The 17,191-nt window shown below is 73.0% G+C and carries 18 protein-coding genes; 6 read left to right on the plus strand and 12 right to left on the minus strand.

What is annotated here, in order from left to right:
* Window positions 1-174 precede the first annotated feature (174 nt).
* Complete coding sequence (locus ABZ898_RS03440; protein WP_361652296.1) at window positions 175-1,128, minus strand: ROK family protein; 954 nt, start codon at window positions 1,126-1,128, stop codon at window positions 175-177.
* A 219-nt stretch (window positions 1,129-1,347) separates the two neighbouring features.
* On the opposite strand from ABZ898_RS03440, the gene ABZ898_RS03445 reads away from it, so the two are divergent.
* Window positions 1,348-2,397 (plus strand): LacI family DNA-binding transcriptional regulator, encoded by a 1,050-nt coding sequence (locus tag ABZ898_RS03445; RefSeq protein WP_361652298.1) that lies wholly within the window; start codon window positions 1,348-1,350, stop codon window positions 2,395-2,397.
* 5 nt (window positions 2,398-2,402) lie between these two features.
* On the opposite strand, the gene ABZ898_RS03450 is transcribed toward ABZ898_RS03445, so the two are convergent.
* The 5 genes from ABZ898_RS03450 to ABZ898_RS03470 all read right to left on the minus strand — a co-directional run bounded on the left by ABZ898_RS03450 (window position 2,403) and on the right by ABZ898_RS03470 (window position 6,864).
* Window positions 2,403-3,665 carry an aldolase gene (locus ABZ898_RS03450; protein ID WP_361652300.1) on the minus strand — a complete coding sequence of 421 codons (1,263 nt, stop codon included), beginning with the start codon at window positions 3,663-3,665 and terminating at the stop codon, window positions 2,403-2,405.
* A gap of 127 nt (window positions 3,666-3,792) precedes the next feature.
* Window positions 3,793-4,755, minus strand: a complete 963-nt coding sequence (locus ABZ898_RS03455) for an electron transfer flavoprotein subunit alpha/FixB family protein (protein ID WP_361652302.1) — start codon at window positions 4,753-4,755, stop codon at window positions 3,793-3,795.
* A gap of 54 nt (window positions 4,756-4,809) precedes the next feature.
* Window positions 4,810-5,595, minus strand: coding sequence for an electron transfer flavoprotein subunit beta/FixA family protein (locus tag ABZ898_RS03460; protein ID WP_361652304.1), 786 nt, complete (start codon window positions 5,593-5,595; stop codon window positions 4,810-4,812).
* 221 nt (window positions 5,596-5,816) lie between these two features.
* Window positions 5,817-6,326 carry a flavin reductase family protein gene (locus ABZ898_RS03465; protein ID WP_361653090.1) on the minus strand — a complete coding sequence of 170 codons (510 nt, stop codon included), beginning with the start codon at window positions 6,324-6,326 and terminating at the stop codon, window positions 5,817-5,819.
* A gap of 193 nt (window positions 6,327-6,519) precedes the next feature.
* Window positions 6,520-6,864: a thioredoxin family protein gene (locus tag ABZ898_RS03470; RefSeq protein WP_361652306.1), complete on the minus strand. Its 345-nt coding sequence runs from the start codon at window positions 6,862-6,864 to the stop codon at window positions 6,520-6,522.
* A 263-nt stretch (window positions 6,865-7,127) separates the two neighbouring features.
* Between ABZ898_RS03470 and ABZ898_RS03475 the strand changes: the two genes are divergently transcribed.
* Window positions 7,128-7,856 carry a lysophospholipid acyltransferase family protein gene (locus ABZ898_RS03475; protein WP_361652307.1) on the plus strand — a complete coding sequence of 243 codons (729 nt, stop codon included), beginning with the start codon at window positions 7,128-7,130 and terminating at the stop codon, window positions 7,854-7,856.
* Between the two features lie 67 nt (window positions 7,857-7,923).
* Here ABZ898_RS03475 and ABZ898_RS03480 read toward each other — a convergent pair whose 3' ends face one another.
* Genes ABZ898_RS03480 through ABZ898_RS03490 form a run of 3 tightly spaced genes read right to left on the minus strand, consistent with a single transcriptional unit; the run spans window position 7,924 to window position 11,176 of the window.
* Window positions 7,924-8,994, minus strand: coding sequence for a low specificity L-threonine aldolase (locus tag ABZ898_RS03480; protein ID WP_361652309.1), 1,071 nt, complete (start codon window positions 8,992-8,994; stop codon window positions 7,924-7,926).
* Window positions 8,991-9,737: an SDR family oxidoreductase gene (locus ABZ898_RS03485; protein ID WP_361652311.1), complete on the minus strand. Its 747-nt coding sequence runs from the start codon at window positions 9,735-9,737 to the stop codon at window positions 8,991-8,993. Before ABZ898_RS03485 ends, ABZ898_RS03480 begins: the two co-directional genes overlap by 4 nt.
* Window positions 9,738-9,778: 41 nt before the next feature.
* Window positions 9,779-11,176, minus strand: coding sequence for a DUF6421 family protein (locus tag ABZ898_RS03490; protein ID WP_361652313.1), 1,398 nt, complete (start codon window positions 11,174-11,176; stop codon window positions 9,779-9,781).
* 342 nt (window positions 11,177-11,518) lie between these two features.
* On the opposite strand from ABZ898_RS03490, the gene ABZ898_RS03495 reads away from it, so the two are divergent.
* Window positions 11,519-12,202 carry a glycerophosphodiester phosphodiesterase family protein gene (locus tag ABZ898_RS03495; RefSeq protein ID WP_361652315.1) on the plus strand — a complete coding sequence of 228 codons (684 nt, stop codon included), beginning with the start codon at window positions 11,519-11,521 and terminating at the stop codon, window positions 12,200-12,202.
* 12 nt (window positions 12,203-12,214) lie between these two features.
* Here ABZ898_RS03495 and ABZ898_RS03500 read toward each other — a convergent pair whose 3' ends face one another.
* Window positions 12,215-12,751 (minus strand): GNAT family N-acetyltransferase, encoded by a 537-nt coding sequence (locus ABZ898_RS03500; protein ID WP_361653092.1) that lies wholly within the window; start codon window positions 12,749-12,751, stop codon window positions 12,215-12,217.
* Between the two features lie 71 nt (window positions 12,752-12,822).
* Between ABZ898_RS03500 and ABZ898_RS03505 the strand changes: the two genes are divergently transcribed.
* The gene (locus ABZ898_RS03505) at window positions 12,823-13,215 is read left to right on the plus strand and encodes a VOC family protein (protein ID WP_361652317.1); all 393 of its coding nucleotides are present in this window, start codon (window positions 12,823-12,825) and stop codon (window positions 13,213-13,215) included.
* Between the two features lie 11 nt (window positions 13,216-13,226).
* Here ABZ898_RS03505 and ABZ898_RS03510 read toward each other — a convergent pair whose 3' ends face one another.
* Together ABZ898_RS03510 and ABZ898_RS03515 are read right to left on the minus strand one after the other, a co-directional pair.
* Window positions 13,227-13,781 (minus strand): MarR family transcriptional regulator, encoded by a 555-nt coding sequence (locus ABZ898_RS03510; protein ID WP_361652319.1) that lies wholly within the window; start codon window positions 13,779-13,781, stop codon window positions 13,227-13,229.
* Between the two features lie 37 nt (window positions 13,782-13,818).
* The gene (locus ABZ898_RS03515) at window positions 13,819-15,411 is read right to left on the minus strand and encodes an FUSC family protein (RefSeq protein WP_361652321.1); all 1,593 of its coding nucleotides are present in this window, start codon (window positions 15,409-15,411) and stop codon (window positions 13,819-13,821) included.
* 173 nt (window positions 15,412-15,584) lie between these two features.
* On the opposite strand from ABZ898_RS03515, the gene ABZ898_RS03520 reads away from it, so the two are divergent.
* Both ABZ898_RS03520 and ABZ898_RS03525 read left to right on the plus strand, forming a co-directional pair.
* On the plus strand, window positions 15,585-16,130 hold the full coding sequence (locus ABZ898_RS03520) for a DUF5134 domain-containing protein (RefSeq protein WP_361652323.1): 546 nt from the start codon (window positions 15,585-15,587) through the stop codon (window positions 16,128-16,130).
* Between the two features lie 84 nt (window positions 16,131-16,214).
* Entirely contained in the window at window positions 16,215-17,147 is a 933-nt protein-coding gene (locus ABZ898_RS03525) for a M56 family metallopeptidase (protein ID WP_361652325.1), read from the plus strand.
* Window positions 17,148-17,191 lie beyond the last annotated feature (44 nt).

A 17,191-nucleotide genomic window follows, 5' to 3' on the forward strand; every position in this document is an offset into this window, starting at 1 on the left:
TGCCTTCGGGCCGACCCGAGCGGGGTCTGGTGCGTGCGGCTGCAAGGCGGAGGAGGGCGTCGACGCGGAGCGTCGGCAACCGACGACAACGCCGCTGGGGGTCCCCCCTGCTCGCAGAGCTTGGGGGAGTGCGTGCCAGACCCCGCGACCCCGGCAAGATCCGGAAGACAGGCCCTAGACCCCGGCCGCCGCAGTGTCCGGCCTGAGGGCCAGCGCCGCGGCCGCGGCGCCGACCAGGCCCGCGTCGGTGCCCATCTGCGCGGGCACGACCGTGAGCCGCTGGACGAAGGAGAGGGTCGCGTAGTCGGTGAGGGCCTTGCGCAGCGGGGCGAAGAGCACGTCGCCCGCCTTGCCGACGCCGCCGCCGATGACCGCGATGTCGATCTCCACCAGGGTCGCGGTCGCCGCGATCCCGGCGGCGAGCGCCTGCGCGGCCCGCTCGAAGGAGGCGACGGCGACCGGGTCGCCCCGGCGGGCGGCCTCGGCGACCGCGGCGGCGGAGGCGTCGCCGTCCGGGCCGGGCCGCCAGCCCTCCGCGAGGGCGCGGCGGGCGATGTTGGGTCCGCTGGCCAGGCCCTCCACGCAGCCGCGCGCCCCGCAGGGGCAGGGCTCGCCGTCGAGGTCGACGCTGATGTGGCCGATGTGACCGGCGTTGCCGGTGGGGCCCGGGTGCAGCCGGCCGCCGAGGACCAGTCCGCCGCCGACCCCGGTGGAGACCACCATGCACAGCGCGTTGTCGTGCCCGCGCGCGGCACCCTGCCAGTGCTCGGCCGCCGTGATGGCCACCCCGTCGCCGATCAGCTCGACCGGGAGCCCGCCGGTCGCCGCGCGCACCCGCTCGACCAGCGGGAAGCCCCGCCAGCCCGGCACGTTCACCGGGCTCACGGTGCCCGCCGAGGCGTCCACCGGGCCGGCGCTGCCGATGCCGACGACCGAGGCGCGTCCCCACAAGGGCGAGTCGGCGAGATCGCCGAGCACCTGCTCGACGGCCTGCATGACCGTTTCGCCATCCTGTCGCGCGGGCGTCGCGCGCTGCGTGCGCGCCTGGATCCGGCCATGGCCGTCCACCAGCGCACCGGCGATCTTGGTGCCGCCGATGTCCAGGGCCGCCACGAGGTCGGTGTGCATCAGAGTCAGGTCTCCCCGTCGAGCCGTAGGTTGCGATTCACGTCGTGAGCGTCCCTGGCCGGTCGCGGTGGGGACGCGGGCCGGGACGGCGGTGGACAGTCTCTCGCGCACCTGACAACGTTGTCCAGGCTCTATGCTCGACGCCACATGCTTGTACCGGCCCCCGATTGCCCGCAGCACCCCGCGACATCCCCGGACAACAGGACAGGACACCGCACCGTGCCCGAGACCACCCGCCGAGCAGACCGCGCCAACGGCAGCCTTTACGGCAACCGGCCCACCATGAAGGACGTGGCCGCGCGGGCCGGGGTCGGCCTGAAGACGGTGTCCCGGGTGGTGAACGGCGAACCGGGCGTCACCCCCGACACCGAGCGCCGGGTGCGGGAGGCCATCGAGGCGCTGGGCTTCCGGCGCAACGACAGCGCGCGGGTGCTGCGCAAGGGCCGTACCGCGAGCATCGGCCTGGTGCTGGAGGACCTGGCGGACCCGTTCTACGGACCGCTCAGCCGCGCCGTCGAGGAGGTGGCGCGCTCCCACGGCGCCCTGCTGATCAACGGCTCCAGCGCCGAGGACCCGGAGCGGGAGCAGGAATTGGCGCTGGCGCTGTGCGCGCGGCGGGTGGACGGTCTCGTGGTGATCCCGGCCGGGGACGACCACCGCTATCTGGAGCCGGAGATCAGGGCGGGTGTGGCGACGGTGTTCGTGGACCGCCCGGCCGGGGGGATCGACGCGGACGTGGTCCTCTCCGACAACTTCGGCGGCGCCCGTGACGGCGTGGCCCATCTGATCGCCCACGGCCACCGCCGGATCGGCTTCATCGGCGACATGCCCCGCATCCACACGGCGGCCGAGCGGCTGCGCGGCTACCGGGCGGCGATGGAGGACGCGGGGATATCGGTCGCGGACCACTGGATGTCGCTGGGGGCGACCGATCCGGAGCGGGTGCGGCGGGCCACGGAGGAGATGCTCACCGGCCCGGAGCCGGTCACCGCGGTCTTCACCGGCAACAACCGCGTGACGGTGACGGTCATCCGGGTCCTGGCCGGACACGCCCGGCCGGTCGCCCTGGTCGGGTTCGACGACTTCGAGCTGGCCGATCTGCTCCAGCCCGGCGTGACGGTGGTCGCGCAGGACGCGGCCGCCCTCGGCCGCACGGCCGCCGACCGGCTCTTCCAGCGTCTGGACGGCGCGCCCGGCTCGCCCGAGCGGATCGAGCTGCCGACGCGCCTGATCGCCCGGGGCTCCGGCGAGCTGCCGCCCGCGGACTGACCCCGCTACCCGCGCCGGACCGACGCCAGGTCCTCCAGACCGGCCCGCGTCAGCCTGCTCGCGGCCGTGACCTCCGCCCCGTCCAGGGCGCCGCAGTCCAGGCCGCGCAGCAGGTAGCCGCTGAGGGCCCGTGCGGTGGCCGGCTCGTCCAGGATGTCGCCCTGGGCGCGGGCGGTGTAGGCGGCGAGGCGGGCCGCCGCCTGGGCGAACCCCTCGCGGTAGAAGGCGAAGACGGCCGCGTACCGGGTGGGGAGGTGGCCGGGGTGCATGTCCCAGCCCTGGTGGTAGGCGCGGGCCAGGGCACGGCGGGTGAGCCGGTGGTGCAGCCGCCAGGCGTCGTGGACCTGTGCGGTGGGCCCGACCGGCAGCACGTTGGTGGAGCCGTCCGAGACGCGTACGCCGGTCCCGGCGGCCGCCACCTGCATCACCGCCTTGGCGTGGTCGGCGGCGGGGTGGTCGGGGGCCTGGTGTGCGGCGGACACCCCCAGGGCGGCGCTGTAGTCGAAGGTGCCGTAGTGCAGCCCCGTGGCCCGGCCCCCGGCGGCCTGGATCATGCGGGCCACGGTGGCGGTGCCGTCGGCGGCGAGGATCGCCTGGCTGGTCTCGATCTGGATCTCGAAGCCGAGCCGTCCGGAGTCCAGGCCGTGGGTCCGTTCGAAGGCGTCCAGGACCCGGGCGAAGGCGCCGACCTGCTCGGCGTACGTCACCTTGGGGAGGGTGAGGTTGAGCCCCTCGGGCAGCCCGCCGGCCGCCATGAGGCCGCTGAGGAAGACGTCGAGGGTACGGATGCCGCGCTCGCGCGTGCCCGCCTCCATGCACTTGACGCGCACGCCCAGGTACGGAGGTGCCTCCCGCGCGAGCAGCCGGGCGGCGCGGGCGGCGTCCTCGTCCTCCTCGGCGTCCGGCCGGTGCCCGTACCCGTCCTCGAAGTCGACCCGCAGGTCTTCCACGGGCTCGCGCTCCAGCTTGGCCCGGACCCGGGTGTACACGGGCCCGGCGAGTTCGTCCGACAGCCCGAGCACGGCCGCGAACGAGGCCGCGTCCGGGGCGTGTTCGTCGAGCGCGGCCAGCGCCCGGTCACCCCAGTCGCGCACGGTGCCGGCGCCGAACACATCGCCGGGCACGTACACGGTGTGGACGGGCTGGCGCGTGCCGGGATCGCCGGGATAACGGAGGGCGAGTTCGGCGTCGACGGGCGCGAGAAGCCCGTCGACCTCCTTGCCGACCTCCGCGCCGAGACTCGTCCTCACCTGTTCCTGCCGACCCATTGCGCACCCTCCGGCCTCGACAAACCGTTGCCGGACGGTATCCAGGGCCGTTCCCGCCGGTCAACAACAGGGCGAGGCCCCCAGGACCGCAGGGGTCCTGGGGGCCTCGCTCGGCGTGCCGGGGGTGTCAGCCCTTGCGGGTCTTGACTTCCTCGGTGAGCTGGGGGACGACCTCGAAGAGGTCGCCGACCACGCCGTAGTCGACCAGGTCGAAGATCGGGGCCTCGGGGTCCTTGTTGACCGCGACGATCGTCTTCGACGTCTGCATACCCGCGCGGTGCTGGATGGCGCCGGAGATGCCGTTGGCGATGTACAGCTGGGGCGAGACCGACTTGCCGGTCTGGCCCACCTGGTTGGTGTGCGGGTACCAACCGGCGTCGACGGCGGCACGGGAGGCACCGACGGCCGCGCCGAGGGAGTCGGCGAGGGCCTCGATCAGCGCGAAGTTGTCCGCACCGTTCACACCACGGCCACCGGAGACCACGATCGCGGCCTCGGTCAGCTCGGGGCGGCCCGTCGACTCACGCGGCGTACGCCCGGTGACCTTGGTACCGGCGGCCTTGTCGGAGAAGGACACCGACAGCGCCTCGACCGCACCGGCGGCCGGAGCGGCCTCCACGGCCGCCGAGTTCGGCTTGACCGTGATGACCGGGATGCCCTTGACGACCTGGGACTTGGTCGTGAACGACGCGGCGAACACCGACTGGGTGGCGACGGGACCCTCGGCCCCGGCCTCGATGTCGACGGCGTCGGTGATCAGACCGGAGCCGATGCGCAGCGCCAGACGCGCCGCGATCTCCTTGCCCTCCGCGGAGGACGGCACCAGCACGGCGGCCGGGGACACGGCCTCGACGGCGGCCTGCAGCGCCTCGACCTTGGGGACGACGAGGTAGTCGGCGTACTCGGACGCGTCGTGGGTGAGGACCTTCACCGCGCCGTGCTCGGCGAGGACGGCGGCGGTGTCGGCGGCGCCGTTGCCCAGCGCGACCGCGACGGGCTCGCCGATGCGGCGGGCCAGCGTCAGCAGCTCCAGGGTGGGCTTGCGGACGGAACCGTCCACGTGGTCGACGTAGACGAGAACTTCAGCCATGGGATTGCTCTCCTGCGTAACGAAGTTGAGGGGCGGGCGGCGGGGTGCGGAGCCTTAGATGAACTTCTGGCCCGCGAGGTACTCGGCGAGCTGCTTGCCGCCCTCGCCCTCGTCCTTGACGATCGTGCCCGCGGTACGCGCCGGACGCTCGTTCGCGGCCTCGACCTTGGTCCACGCACCCTCGAGACCGACCTCCTCCGCCTCGATACCGAGGTCGGACAGGTCCCAGGACTCCACCGGCTTCTTCTTCGCCGCCATGATGCCCTTGAACGACGGGTAACGCGCCTCACCGGACTGGTCCGTCACCGACACCACGGCAGGAAGCTGCGCTTCGAGCTGCTCGGAGGCGGCGTCGCCGTCGCGGCGGCCCTTCACGGTGCCGTCCTCGACCGAGACCTCGGCCAGCAGCGTCACCTGCGGCACACCCAGACGCTCCGCGACCAGCGCCGGAACGACACCCATCGTGCCGTCCGTGGAGGCCATGCCGGAGATCACCAGGTCGTAACCGGCCTTCTCGATCGCCTTGGCCAGCACCAGCGAGGTGCCCATGGCGTCGGTGCCGTGCAGGTCGTCGTCCTCGACATGGATCGCCTTGTCGGCACCCATGGAGAGCGCCTTGCGCAGCGCGTCCTTCGCGTCCTCGGGGCCGACGGTCAGCACGGTGACCTCGGCGTCGTCCGCCTCGTCCGCGATCTGCAGAGCCTGCTCCACCGCGTACTCGTCCAGCTCGGAGAGCAGACCGTCCACGTCGTCGCGGTCGACGGTCAGGTCATCGGCGAAGTGCCGGTCGCCAGTGGCGTCGGGCACGTACTTCACAGTGACAACGATCCTCAAGCTCACGCCGGCTCTCCTACTGCATCGTCTTTTCCGGGCTGCCTCTTGAAGTGCAGCATAGGCGCCTCAAGCGGCCGATCGCGGTCGGGGCGTCCGCGCGCTCCGACCGAAATATTACTCGCCAGTACATCCAGTTCCTGCCCGCTAAGCAAGCGCTTTGAACTGTGACCTTCGCAACGCAGCGTAACCGGAACTCGACGGCTCCCCGGAGCCGGGGCCCAACCCGCTCAGTCCCGCAGGGCGTTGAAGCGTCCCTGGTGGTAGAGCAGCGGACGGCCGTCGCCGGAGGGGTCGCCGAGCATGACCTCGGCGAGCACGATCCGGTGATCCCCCGCCGGTACCCGCGTCACGATCCGGCACACCAGCCAGGCGAGCACGCCGTCCAGCACCGGCACACCCTCGGGTCCCTCGCTCCATGCCGTGTCCGCCCCGAAGCGGTCGGCGCCGCTGCGGGCGAAGGTGGCGGCGAGGTCGCTCTGGTGCTCACCGAGCAGATGGACGCCGACATGGTCGGTCCGCGCGACCGCCGGCCAGCTGGAACCGCCGGTGCCTATGCCGAAGGAGATCATCGGGGGCTCGGCCGAGACGGAGCTGAGCGAGGTGGCGGTGAAGCCGACCGGGCCGTCCTCGCCGAGCGCGGTGATCACCGCGACACCGGCGGCGTGCCGGCGGAAGACCGAGCGGAGCAGGTCCGGCGAGGCGGGGCGGCGCGAGCCGAGGCCGGGGATGGCCGTCATGGAGTCGTCCTTCTGGCTGACGGGGGCGAGCTGGTCCGGTCCGGGGGTGTTCACCGGCCGGGACAGTGGGCGCTCCCGAGAGGGGCCGGGCCGCTGGGGACCGGTCCGGCGAGAAGGTGTTCGATCGGCACCGGGCAAGGCTGACGACAGACGGCCGCCGCCGTCAAGTCGCCGCCGGCGCGCCCGCGGGCGCTCAGACATCGCGGCGCCCGTCCACGGCCTCGCCGAGCGCGGCGATGACATCGGCTCTGCGCGGCTGCCCCTGGGCACGCCGCACGACCTCACCGGCCGGGCCGAGGACGAGCACGGTGGGGGTCTTGACGACCTCCAGCTCGCGGACGAGACCGAGGCGCGCCTCCGCGTCGATCTCCACATGGGCGACGCCGGGAACCATGCGCGCGACCTCGGCGAGCGTGCGCCGGGTGGCCCGGCAGGGTGCGCAGAACGCGCTGGAGAACTGCACGAGGGTGGCCCGTTCTCCCAGCCCGCCGCCCAGGTCCGCCGCCGTCAGCCGCCGCCCGTCTTCCCGCCCGCTCACCCGTGTCCTCCGCTCAGCCGCGTACGCGGCACATGCCGTCCGATCCTCCTCAACACCAGCGCATCGGGGGCCGAATGGATTCCCGGCCTCCGAAAGTGGGGCGTACGGGCGGACGTGACGAGGATCTCGCCGCCACCGGGCACCAGGACTGGCCACCCGCCCGTTCTTGGGGCACGATCTGCGAGAGCCGTAAACCTACGGCTCCGTAACTTACCGCCGGGAGCCCCCTTTCCCGAGCAGAGCAGAAAGGGATCACCCCGCTTATGGCAGAGCTGGTCTACCGCCCCGTCGTCGGTTTCGCCAAGACGTTGTTCAAGGTGTGGGACCTCAAGATCGACTGCCAGGGGTCGGAGAACATCCCGCGCACGGGCGGGGCCGTGCTGGTGAGCAATCACATCAGCTATCTGGACTTCATCTTCAACGGTCTGGCCGCGCTGCCGCAGAAGCGCCTCGTGCGGTTCATGGCCAAGGAGTCGGTCTTCCGGCACAAGGTGTCGGGGCCGCTGATGCGCGGCATGAAGCACATCCCGGTCGACCGCGCCCAGGGCGAGGCCGCGTACGCGCACGCGCTGGAGTCGCTGCGCGCCGGTGAGATCGTCGGGGTGTTCCCGGAGGCGACCATCTCGGAGTCGTTCACCCTCAAGAGCTTCAAGTCCGGTGCCGCGCGCCTGGCGCAGGAGGCGGGCGTCCCGCTGGTCCCGATGGCGCTGTGGGGCACCCAGCGGCTGTGGACCAAGGGACAGCCCCGCAACTTCAAGCGCAGCCACACCCCGATCACCATCCGGGTCGGCGAGGCGCTGGAGGCGTCGCGCGAGCAGTACGCGGGCGCGATCACGCGCCGGCTGCGCGAGCGGGTACAGGAGCTGCTGGACGCCGCCCAGCGCGCCTACCCGGCGCGCCCCAAGGGCGCCGAGGACTCCTGGTGGCTCCCCGCCCACCTGGGCGGCACGGCCCCGACGAACGAGCAGCTGCGGGCGGCCGAAGCCCTCTGAGACGGCAGAAGGCCCGGCCGGACGGTGATCGTCCGGCCGGGCCTTCTGACGTGTCCCGGGCAGGCCCTCAGCGGGCCATCTCCTCCTTGAGCGCCGCCACGAAGGTGTCGACGTCCTCCTCCGTGGTGTCGAAGGAGCACATCCAGCGGACGTCACCGGCCGCCTCGTCCCAGAAGTAGAAGCGGAACCGCTTCTGCAGCCGCACGCTCACGTCGTGCGGGAGCCGGGCGAAGACACCGTTGGCCTGCACGGGGTGCAGGATCTCGACGCCGTGCACCGCGCGGACGCCCTCGGCGAGCCGCTGGGCCATGTCGTTGGCGTGGCGGGCGTTGCGCAGCCAGAGGTCCTTGGCGTACAGGGCCTCCAACTGGACCGAGACGAAGCGCATCTTGGACGCGAGCTGCATGGACAGCTTGCGCAGGTGCTTCATGTGCGAGACGGCGTCCTGGTCGATGACGACGACCGCCTCGCCGAACAGGGCGCCGTTCTTCGTGCCGCCCATCGAGAGGATGTCGACGCCGGCCGCGTTGGTGAACGCCCGCATGGGGACGTCCAGGGAGGCGGCGGCGTTGGATATCCGGGAGCCGTCCAGGTGCACCTTCATGCCGTGCGCGTGGGCGTGCTCGCAGATCGCGCGGATCTCGTCGGGCGTGTAGAGGGTGCCCAGCTCGGTGGACTGGGTGATCGAGACGACCTGCGGCATCGCCCGGTGCTCGTCGTCCCAGCCGAACGCCTGCCGGTCGATCAGCTCCGGGGTGAGCTTGCCGTCCGGGGTGGGCACGGTGAGCAGCTTGAGCCCGCCCATCCGCTCGGGGGCGCCGCCCTCGTCGACGTTGATGTGCGCGCTCTCGGCGCAGATCACCGCGCCCCAGCGGTCGGTGACCGCCTGGAGCGCGACGACGTTGGCGCCGGTGCCGTTGAACACCGGGAACGCCTCGGCGGTGGCGCCGAAGTGGCTGCGGATGATCCGCTGGAGGTTCTCGGTGTACTCGTCCTCGCCGTACGCCACCTGGTGGCCGCCGTTGGCGAGCGCCACGGCGGCGAGCACCTCGGGGTGCGCCCCGGCGTAGTTGTCGCTGGCGAAACCGCGGACCTGCGGGTCGTGGTGACGACGGGCGTCGGTCCTGGGAGGGTTCACGGCTTCTCGGTCAGCCACAGACGGTTTCCGTTCACTTCGGCGGCGGGCCTGTTCCAGACGTCCTCGATGGCCTCGGCCAGTTCCTTGACGTCCGTGAAGCCCGCGAACTTCGCGTTGGGACGCTCGGCGCGCATCGCGTCGTGCACCAGCGCCTTCACCACCAGGATCGCAGCAGCGGCCGCCGGCCCCTCCTCGCCCCCCGCCTTGCGGAAGCCGTCGGCCATGGCCAGCGTCCACGCCTCGGCGGCCGCCTTGGCGGCGGAGTACGCGGCGTTCCCCGCGGTGGGCTTGGAGGCGCCGGCCGCGCTGATCAGGAGGTAACGGCCGTCCCCGGCGCGCTGGAGGGCGTCGTAGAAGGCCAGCGAGGTGTGCTGGACGGTGCGGACGAGCAGCTTCTCCAGCAGGTCCCAGTCGGCGAGGTCGGTGTCGTCGAACTTGGCGCCGCCGCGCCAGCCGCCGACCAGGTGGACCAGGCCGTCGACGCGGCCGAACTCCTTCTCGATGCCCGCCGCCCAGGCACGGGTGGAGTCCAGGTCGAGCAGGTCGACCGTCTCACCGGTGACCGTGGCGCCGCCGTTGGCGTAGCGCGCCGCGTCCACGGCCTCGGCCAGCCGGGCCGGGTCGTTGTCCGCGCCGACCACGGTCGCGCCCGCCTCGGCGAGCCTGATCATGGCGGCCCGTCCCGCCGGTCCGCCCGCTCCGGCGACCGCGATCACCGCGCCCCGAAGAGCCCCGTTCCGCATCGTCTTCCCTTCTCCGTCCGTCCTGTCGTGCCCGCGCTCGCTCACGCGGCGATCCGCTCGGCACCGTCCGCCGTGATGCCCTTGGTCTCGGCGATCACATTCTTCAGCTTCTTGGCCAGGGCCTCATAGAACATGCTCAGCGGAAACTCGTCCGGGAGCACGTCGTCCACCAGCTTGCGCGGCGGCAGGCCGAGGTCGAGGGCGTCGGGGCCCTTGGCCCACTTCGAGCCCGGGTGCGGGGCGAGGTAGCCGGCGACCAGCTCGTACCCGGCGAACCAGTGCACCAGCTTGGGCCGGTCGATGCCGTCGCGGTAGAGCTGCTCGATGTCCGCGCAGAGCTGGTTGGTGACCTGCGGGGCGCGCTCCCAGTCGATGGCGAGCTTGTTGTCGGTCCAGCGGACGACGTCGTGCTTGTGCAGGTAGGCGAAGAGGAGCTGGCCGCCGAGCCCGTCGTAGTTGCGGACGCGGTCACCGGTGACCGGGAAGCGGAACATCCGGTCGAAGAGCACCGCGTACTGCACGTCACGGGCCTGCGGGACGCCGTCGGCCTCCAGCTTCACGGCCTCCTTGAAGGCGGTGAGGTCGCAGCGCAGCTCCTCCAGGCCGTACATCCAGAACGGCTGGCGCTGCTTGATCATGAAGGGGTCGAACGGCAGGTCGCCGTGGCTGTGGGTGCGGTCGTGGACCATGTCCCAGAGCACGAAGGCCTCTTCGCAGCGCTTCTGGTCGTGGACCATCGCGGCTATGTCCTCAGGCAGTTCCAGGCCCAGGATGCCGACGGCCGCGTCGGTGACCCGGCGGAAGCGGGCGGCCTCGCGGTCGCAGAAGATGCCACCCCAGGAGAAACGTTCCGGCGCCTCACGGACGGCGATGGTCTCCGGGAAGAGGACGGCGGAGTTGGTGTCGTACCCGGCCGTGAAGTCCTCGAAGGTGATGCCGCAGAACAGCGGGTTGTCGTACCGGGTGCGCTCCAGCTCGGCCAGCCAGTCCGGCCAGACCATGCGCAGCACGACCGCCTCCAGGTTGCGGTCGGGGTTGCCGTTCTGCGTGTACATCGGGAAGACGACCAGGTGCTGCAGACCGTCCCGGCGGTCGGCCGCGGGCTGGAACGCCAGCAGGGAGTCCAGGAAGTCCGGCACCTCGAAACCGCCGCCGGCCCAGCGGCGCAGGTCGCCCACGAGGGCGCGGTGGTACGCGGCGTCGTGCGGGAGCAGCGCGGAGAGCTCCTCCACCGCGGACACCACGCGGTCCACCGCCGCCTCGGCCTCGGCTCGCTCAGGGGCGCCTTCGGCGGCGAAGTCGATCGAGCCGTCCTTGGACTGCCATGGCCGGATCCGCTCCACCTCACCCTTCAGGACGGGCCACGCCGCGTGCTCGACCACCCTGGACAGCGAAGGAACCTGTCCTTCCGTACCGGCCTGCACAAGAATTTCCGTCATGTCCCATCCTCCACGGGAGAACCTCGCGTATGGACACCGTATGCATACCCCGTTTCGCCGAACAAGAGGGGCATCGGGAAATTATTCTGCGCGACCGCATGGTCACCGCCGTTTTTCCCGCATCAAACCGTGACTGCGCTCACTTTCACTGTGGGTGTCGGGGCGTCGCGGGCCGGTGACCGATCGGCCGGTTCCGGCCATCGCATACCCGGCGCCGCGCCGGGAATGCGACGGGCACGCCGGTGCGGGCCCGGCCGTTAGGCTGCGGGCCAGGCATGCGGACGACGGCACTCCGCCGGGTCCGCGCACGCCGATCCGCCGTCGACGGAAGCGAGTTGAACCTTGAACTTCCTTACCATCGGGCACCGTGGGGTCATGGGGGTCGAGCCCGAGAACACCCTCCGCTCCTTCGCCGCCGCCGAGCAGGCCGGGCTCGACCTGATCGAACTCGATCTGCACCTGAGCAAGGACGGTGCGCTGATCGTCATGCACGACGCCGCGGTGGACCGCACCACGGACGGCACCGGCCGGATCGCCGACAAGACCCTGGAGGAGCTGCGCGCTCTGGACGCGGGTCGGGGCGAGCGGGTGCCGGTGTTCGAAGAGGTCCTGGACGCGGTGGGCGCGCCGCTGCAGGCCGAGATCAAGGACGTGGCGGCCGCGAAGGCGCTGGCGGAGGTGATGCTGCGGCGGGACCTCGTCTCACGGGTGGAGGTCATCTCCTTCCACGACGAGGCGATCGCCGAGATCTCCCGGCTGGTGCCCGGCGTGCGCACCGCGCTGGTGGCCGAGCACTACGGCCCGGAGGTGGTGGACCGCGCGGTCGCGGCCGGCGCGGCGACCCTCTGTCTCGACGTCCACAGGCTGACGCTGGAGGTCGTGGAGAAGGCCCGCGCGGCGGGTCTGCGGGTCTTCGCCTGGGTGGTGAACACGCAGGACGAACTGCGGCTGGTGCGCGCCCTGCAACTGGACGGCGCGACCACCGACCTCCCGGACATCAAGCGCACCGGCCGCTTCACGGCGTAGGCGGGGCGATGGTCACGTCAGGGGCTTGACCAGCAGCTCGAATCGCAGGTCGGGGCGGCGCGGGATGCCGAAGCGCTCATCGCCGTACGGGAACGGGGTCGTCTCGCCCGTACGGCGGTAGCCGCGACGCTCGTACCAGGCGATCAGGTCGTCGCGGACCGAGATCACCGTCATGTGCATCTCGGTGGCACCCCAGTCGCCGCGCACCCGCCGCTCGGCCTCCGCCATGACGGCCTTGCCGAGCCCGGCGCCCTGGAGGCCGGGGCTGACCGCGAACATGCCGAAGTAGGCGTGGGCGCCCCGGTGTTCGAGCTGGCAGCAGGCGACGGTCCGGCCGTCGCGCTCCACGACGAGCAGTACGCTGTCGGGCGCCTTGACGACCTGGAGCACGCCCTCGGGGTCGGTGCGCTGACCGTCCAGGATGTCCGCCTCGGTGGTCCACCCGGCACGACTGGCGTCACCCCGGTACGCCGACTCGACCAGCGCGACGAGCGTGTCCACGTCGGCGTCGGTGGCGTCGCGGAACGTCAGTCCGGTGGCGGTGTCCATGGGGGTGTACTCCGATCTGGGGCGCGGCATGACCAGGGATGAGGGTAACCGCGCGATTAGTCTCCGCTGACATGGTGCACGTACTGAGCAGCCGGACCCTGATCCGGCCCACGGACCCCGACCGTTCCCGCGCCTTCTACGGCGACCGGCTCGGGCTCGCCGTCCACCGCGAGTTCGGCGAGGGGCCGGAGCGCGGGACCGTCTACTTCCTCGGCGGCGGCTTCCTCGAGCTCTCCGGCCGGGCCGAGGCTCCCGTCGCCCCGTCGGTGCGGCTGTGGCTCCAGGTGCCGGACGCCGCGGCCGCCCACGACGAGCTGCGGGCGGAGGGCGTGGAGATCGTGCGGGCGCCGGTCCGGGAGCCGTGGGGGCTGGTCGAGATGTGGATCGCCGACCCGGACGGCGTCCCGATCGTGCTGGTGGAGATCCCGGCCGACCATCCGCTGCGGCACCGGCCGGGCATCTGAGGCGCCGGTCGTCAGGCGCGCAGGGCGCCGAGCCGGCCCTCCAGGCCGTCGAGGAGTCCGGCGAGCAGGGCGGACAGTTCGTCCTGGCGGCCGGGGGCGAGGACCGACAGCACGGCCTCCTCGTAGGCGAGCTGCTCGGGAAGGATGCCGTCCACGAGGTCGCGGCCGGCGTCGGTGAGGCGGAGGTGGGAGACGCGGCGGTCGCGGGTGTCGCCGCGCCGTTCGACGAGCCCCCGTTCGGTGAGCTGCCTGACCCGCTTGGTGACGGCGGCGCCGGAGGAGAAGGTCTCCCGGGCCAGCTCCCCCGGTGTCAGCTCGTGGCCGGTGCGGCGCAGCGCGCCGAGCAGGTCGAACTCGGCGCGGCTGAGCCCGGCCCGGCGCAGCGGGGCGTCCTCGGCCTGCTGGAGGAGCGCGGCGCAGCGGTTGATCCGGCCGATGACCTCCATGGGCCCGGTGTCGAGTCCGGGGTGGACGGCACGCCACTGCCGGACGACCGAGGCGACGGTGTCGGCGCGCGCGGCGCCCTCGTGCGCCGCCGTCGGGTGGTGGCTTCCCGTGTCGGTCATGGCCGTGTGTCCTCCGTGGTCCCGCTGTCGTCCTCGGTCAGTCCTGCTTCCAGGGTGCGGCCCCGGGGTGCCGTACCGCAGCGGTGAGCGTACGGTGTCCGGCCCGCTCGGCGAGCGTGAGGCGTTCGGCGGGGACCGGACGGCTCCACCATTCCCCGCTGGCGGTGTCGGCGGCGGCACGCAGTTCGGTCAGCGCGGAGGCGAGGCCCCGGTGGGCCGCCGGGAGGTCGTGGGGTGCGGGAGCCGGGTGGCCGAGCAGGTACTCGGTGTGCGCGCGGGCGTGCTCGACGGCGGTGAGCGCCTCCGCCACGCGGTCGCCTGCCCGTCGGTTGGTGACGACCACGGCGGCGGCGAGTCCGGCGAGGGCGCCGACCAGGGTGTCCAGGGTCCGCTGGGCGATGAGTTCGCCGGGATTCTGGAGGCGGGTGAACTCGGTGATGAGCAGCGCCATGGGCGTCACGCAGACCGTGCCGAGCCAGTAGTTGCGGGCGATGAGCGCCTCGGCGCCGAAGGCGCAGGCCAGGACGCTCAGCACCAGGGCGGCGGGGTGGAGGTGCGTCAGCGGGGTGAGCGCGGCGAAGAGGAGGACGCCGAGGAGGTTGCCGACGACGCGCTGGACGCCCCGGCTCCAGATGAGCGTGACGTTGGCCTGGACGAGGGAGGCGGCGGTGACCAGGGCCCAGTAGGGGCGGCCGACCCCGAGGGCGAGGGCGGCCGTCCCCGCGAGCGCGCAGCCGAGTGCGGTGCGGGTGGCCGTGGGGGCGAGGGAGTGCAGGAGGCCGCGGCGTCCGGCGGCCGGCGCCGGGTGCGGACCGGGGTGTGGGTACGCCCCCTGCGGCGCGGGGACCTCCGGTACGCGAGCCGTACCCCGCAGGGCTCCGGCCCAGTCGCGCAGGCGGCGGGGGTCGGCCTCGGCCGGTGCGGCGAGGGCGGCCTCCGCGTGCGTCAGGAGATGCGCGAGGGCGCGCCGGGTCGGGTCGGGGCGGACGCCGGGGGTGTGCAGGGTCTGCCAGGCGGTGTGCACGGCGGTACGGGCGCGGAGGCCGCCGTCCTCCTGTCCGGCGGCCGCGTGGAGGGCGGCCGCGACGGCGCGCCGCTCGGGACCGTGCGGGCGGAGGAGTCCGGGGGCCATGCAGACGAGCCAGGCCCAGGCTCCGGCGGCCAGGGCGAGTCCGATGTGGCCCGGTATCCGGCCGGGCGTCTGCGGGACGAAGAGGGCGGCGGAGCTGATGAAGGTGACGACGACGTTGCCGGGCGGTCCGACCCGGGTCGCCTCGCAGAGCGTCTTCTGCACGGCGGCCAGCAGGGCGCCGACGATCACCAGGACGACGGGGCCCGGGGTGAGCGCCGAGGTGAGCAGGGCGGCGGCGAGGCCGGTCGTCATGCCGAGCACCACCCCGGCGAGCACCCGGGCGCGGGCCGCGTAGGGGCGGTGGTGGGCGTAGAGCGCGCACAGGGACCCGGCCATCGTGTAGAGGGCGAGGTCGAGGCGGCCGAGGGCCAGCAGGAGGAGGTTGGGCGGGCCCGCCGACGCGACCACGCTGAGCGCGGGTTTGAACCAGATGGCGGAGGGCCCCTGAAGGCGGAGCGCCTGGGCGAGGGGGAGTCGGCGGACGTGCAGGCTGCTCATGCTAATAACTTAACAGGTGTTTCACCTGTAAAAGATTTTCCCCGCTCGGCAACAGCCCTGGTCACGCGCCGCGCTCCGCCGAACGCTCCCCGTGCACCCCCCTGCGCTCGCGTGCGTCGCGCGTGTCGTGGGCATCGCATCCCTCGACCGAGCGTCGAACGGGGGTGGTGCGCGTGCACGGACCGGTGTCACCGGCCTGGCTGCTGGTCGCGCTGTGCGCGGCGACCGGCGCCTACTGCCTGTTGCGGATGCGCAGCGGCGTGGAAGAGCAGCGGCGGGCGGCGGGCGGCGAAGCGCTGATGGGGTTCGGCATGGCGGCGATGGCGGTGCCCGCGGCGGCGTTCGCCCCGCCGCGCTGGGTGTGGCCCGTGTACGCCGCGGTGTTCGGGCTGGCGGCGCTGCGCGCGCTGTGGTCGGCGCGGCGGAGCCCGCACCATCTGCACCACCTGCTGGGCAGCGCGGCGATGGTGTACATGGCGGTGCTGATGGCCGCCTCCCCGGTGTCGCACCATCACACGGGCGGCTCGGGACCGGCCCCGGTGACGGGCGCGCTGCTGCTGTACTTCACCGGCTATGTCCTGCTGACCGGCGCCCGGTTGGTGCCCGCCGTCGTCCAGGGTGGACCGGGCGGGCCGCGGTGGGGCGACCGGCCCGAACTGTCCCGGGTGTGCCGGCTGTCGATGGGGATAGGGATGCTGGCGATGCTCCTGACGATGTGACACCTCAAGCGGCGGGTGTGAAAAGGGAGTTGCCTGCGTCACTTCGGCACCGGCGGGCCGTCCGGTGCTCATAGGCTGCTGCCCATGATGGTCCCCGTGGCGCTGCTGCTGCTCGGCATCCTGACCTCCGTCGTCGCCCCGCGTCTGCTGACCGGGGCCGACTGGCCGGACCGGGAGCCGGTGGTGGCGCTGTGGGTGTGGCAGTGCGCGGTCGCCGCCGTACTGCTGTGCTGCGCGCTGTCGATGACACTGAGCGCGGCGGCGGCCTGGCAGGCGGTGCGCGGGCAGCTGTTCAGCGGGGCTCCGCACGGGGTCGTCGAGGCGTACGCCCTCGGGGCCGCGGGACCGTGGGCCGCGCCGACCGCCGTGGCGCTCGCGTGCGGCGGGCTCTGGAGCCTGACGATGCTGGCCGGCGAGGTGCTGCGCGCGCGGCGCCACCGGCGGGCGCGGCGGGCCGAACTCCGCTCGCGGGCACCCCTGTTGCCCGGCGAGGCGGCGCGCGGAAGGCTGGTGGTGCTGGAGGGCGAGCGGCCCGGCGCCTGGTGGCTGCCCGGAGCGACGCCCCGGCTCGTCGTCACGACGGCCGCGCTGCGCCGCCTGGAGGGGAGCCGGCTCGACGCCCTGCTGGCGCACGAGCAGGAACACGCCCGCTTCCGCCACGACTGGCTGCTGCACTGCTCGGCCGCCCTGGCCGGCGGATTCCCACAGGTGCCGGTGTTCGCCGCGTTCCGCGACGAGATGCACCGGCTGGTCGAACTGGCCGCCGACGACACGGCCTCCCGCCGCTTCGGCCGGGTGACGACCGCGCTGGCCCTGGTCGAACTGAACGAGGACCGGGGCGTGTTCGGCCCCTCCCCCGCCCCGCACTCCCAGGTGCCGCAGCGCGTGGACCGCCTGCTGTCGGCACCGCGCCGCCTCCCGGCCCCGCACCGCCTGCGCCTGACGGCGACGGCCACGCTGGTCCCGGTGATGCCGGTGCTGGTCGCCTTCGTTCCGGGGCTGCGGGCGTTGCACTAGGGGTCTCGTCCGCCCTGGGCGATACGGTGGCCGGGCGGCCGCGC

The organism is Streptomyces sp. NPDC046860, from assembly GCF_040645115.1.
Classification (GTDB): domain Bacteria; phylum Actinomycetota; class Actinomycetes; order Streptomycetales; family Streptomycetaceae; genus Streptomyces.

Coding starts and splice junctions, on each gene's coding strand:
- ABZ898_RS03440 (WP_361652296.1), bottom strand. CDS start 1,128: ATGCACACCGACCTCGTGGCGGCCCTGGACATCGGCGGCACCAAGATC.
- ABZ898_RS03450 (WP_361652300.1), bottom strand. CDS start 3,665: ATGGGTCGGCAGGAACAGGTGAGGACGAGTCTCGGCGCGGAGGTCGGC.
- ABZ898_RS03455 (WP_361652302.1), bottom strand. CDS start 4,755: ATGGCTGAAGTTCTCGTCTACGTCGACCACGTGGACGGTTCCGTCCGC.
- ABZ898_RS03465 (WP_361653090.1), bottom strand. CDS start 6,326: ATGACGGCCATCCCCGGCCTCGGCTCGCGCCGCCCCGCCTCGCCGGAC.
- ABZ898_RS03475 (WP_361652307.1), top strand. CDS start 7,128: ATGGCAGAGCTGGTCTACCGCCCCGTCGTCGGTTTCGCCAAGACGTTG.
- ABZ898_RS03485 (WP_361652311.1), bottom strand. CDS start 9,737: ATGCGGAACGGGGCTCTTCGGGGCGCGGTGATCGCGGTCGCCGGAGCG.
- ABZ898_RS03490 (WP_361652313.1), bottom strand. CDS start 11,176: ATGACGGAAATTCTTGTGCAGGCCGGTACGGAAGGACAGGTTCCTTCG.
- ABZ898_RS03500 (WP_361653092.1), bottom strand. CDS start 12,751: ATGGACACCGCCACCGGACTGACGTTCCGCGACGCCACCGACGCCGAC.
- ABZ898_RS03505 (WP_361652317.1), top strand. CDS start 12,823: ATGGTGCACGTACTGAGCAGCCGGACCCTGATCCGGCCCACGGACCCC.
- ABZ898_RS03510 (WP_361652319.1), bottom strand. CDS start 13,781: ATGACCGACACGGGAAGCCACCACCCGACGGCGGCGCACGAGGGCGCC.
- ABZ898_RS03515 (WP_361652321.1), bottom strand. CDS start 15,411: ATGAGCAGCCTGCACGTCCGCCGACTCCCCCTCGCCCAGGCGCTCCGC.
- ABZ898_RS03525 (WP_361652325.1), top strand. CDS start 16,215: ATGATGGTCCCCGTGGCGCTGCTGCTGCTCGGCATCCTGACCTCCGTC.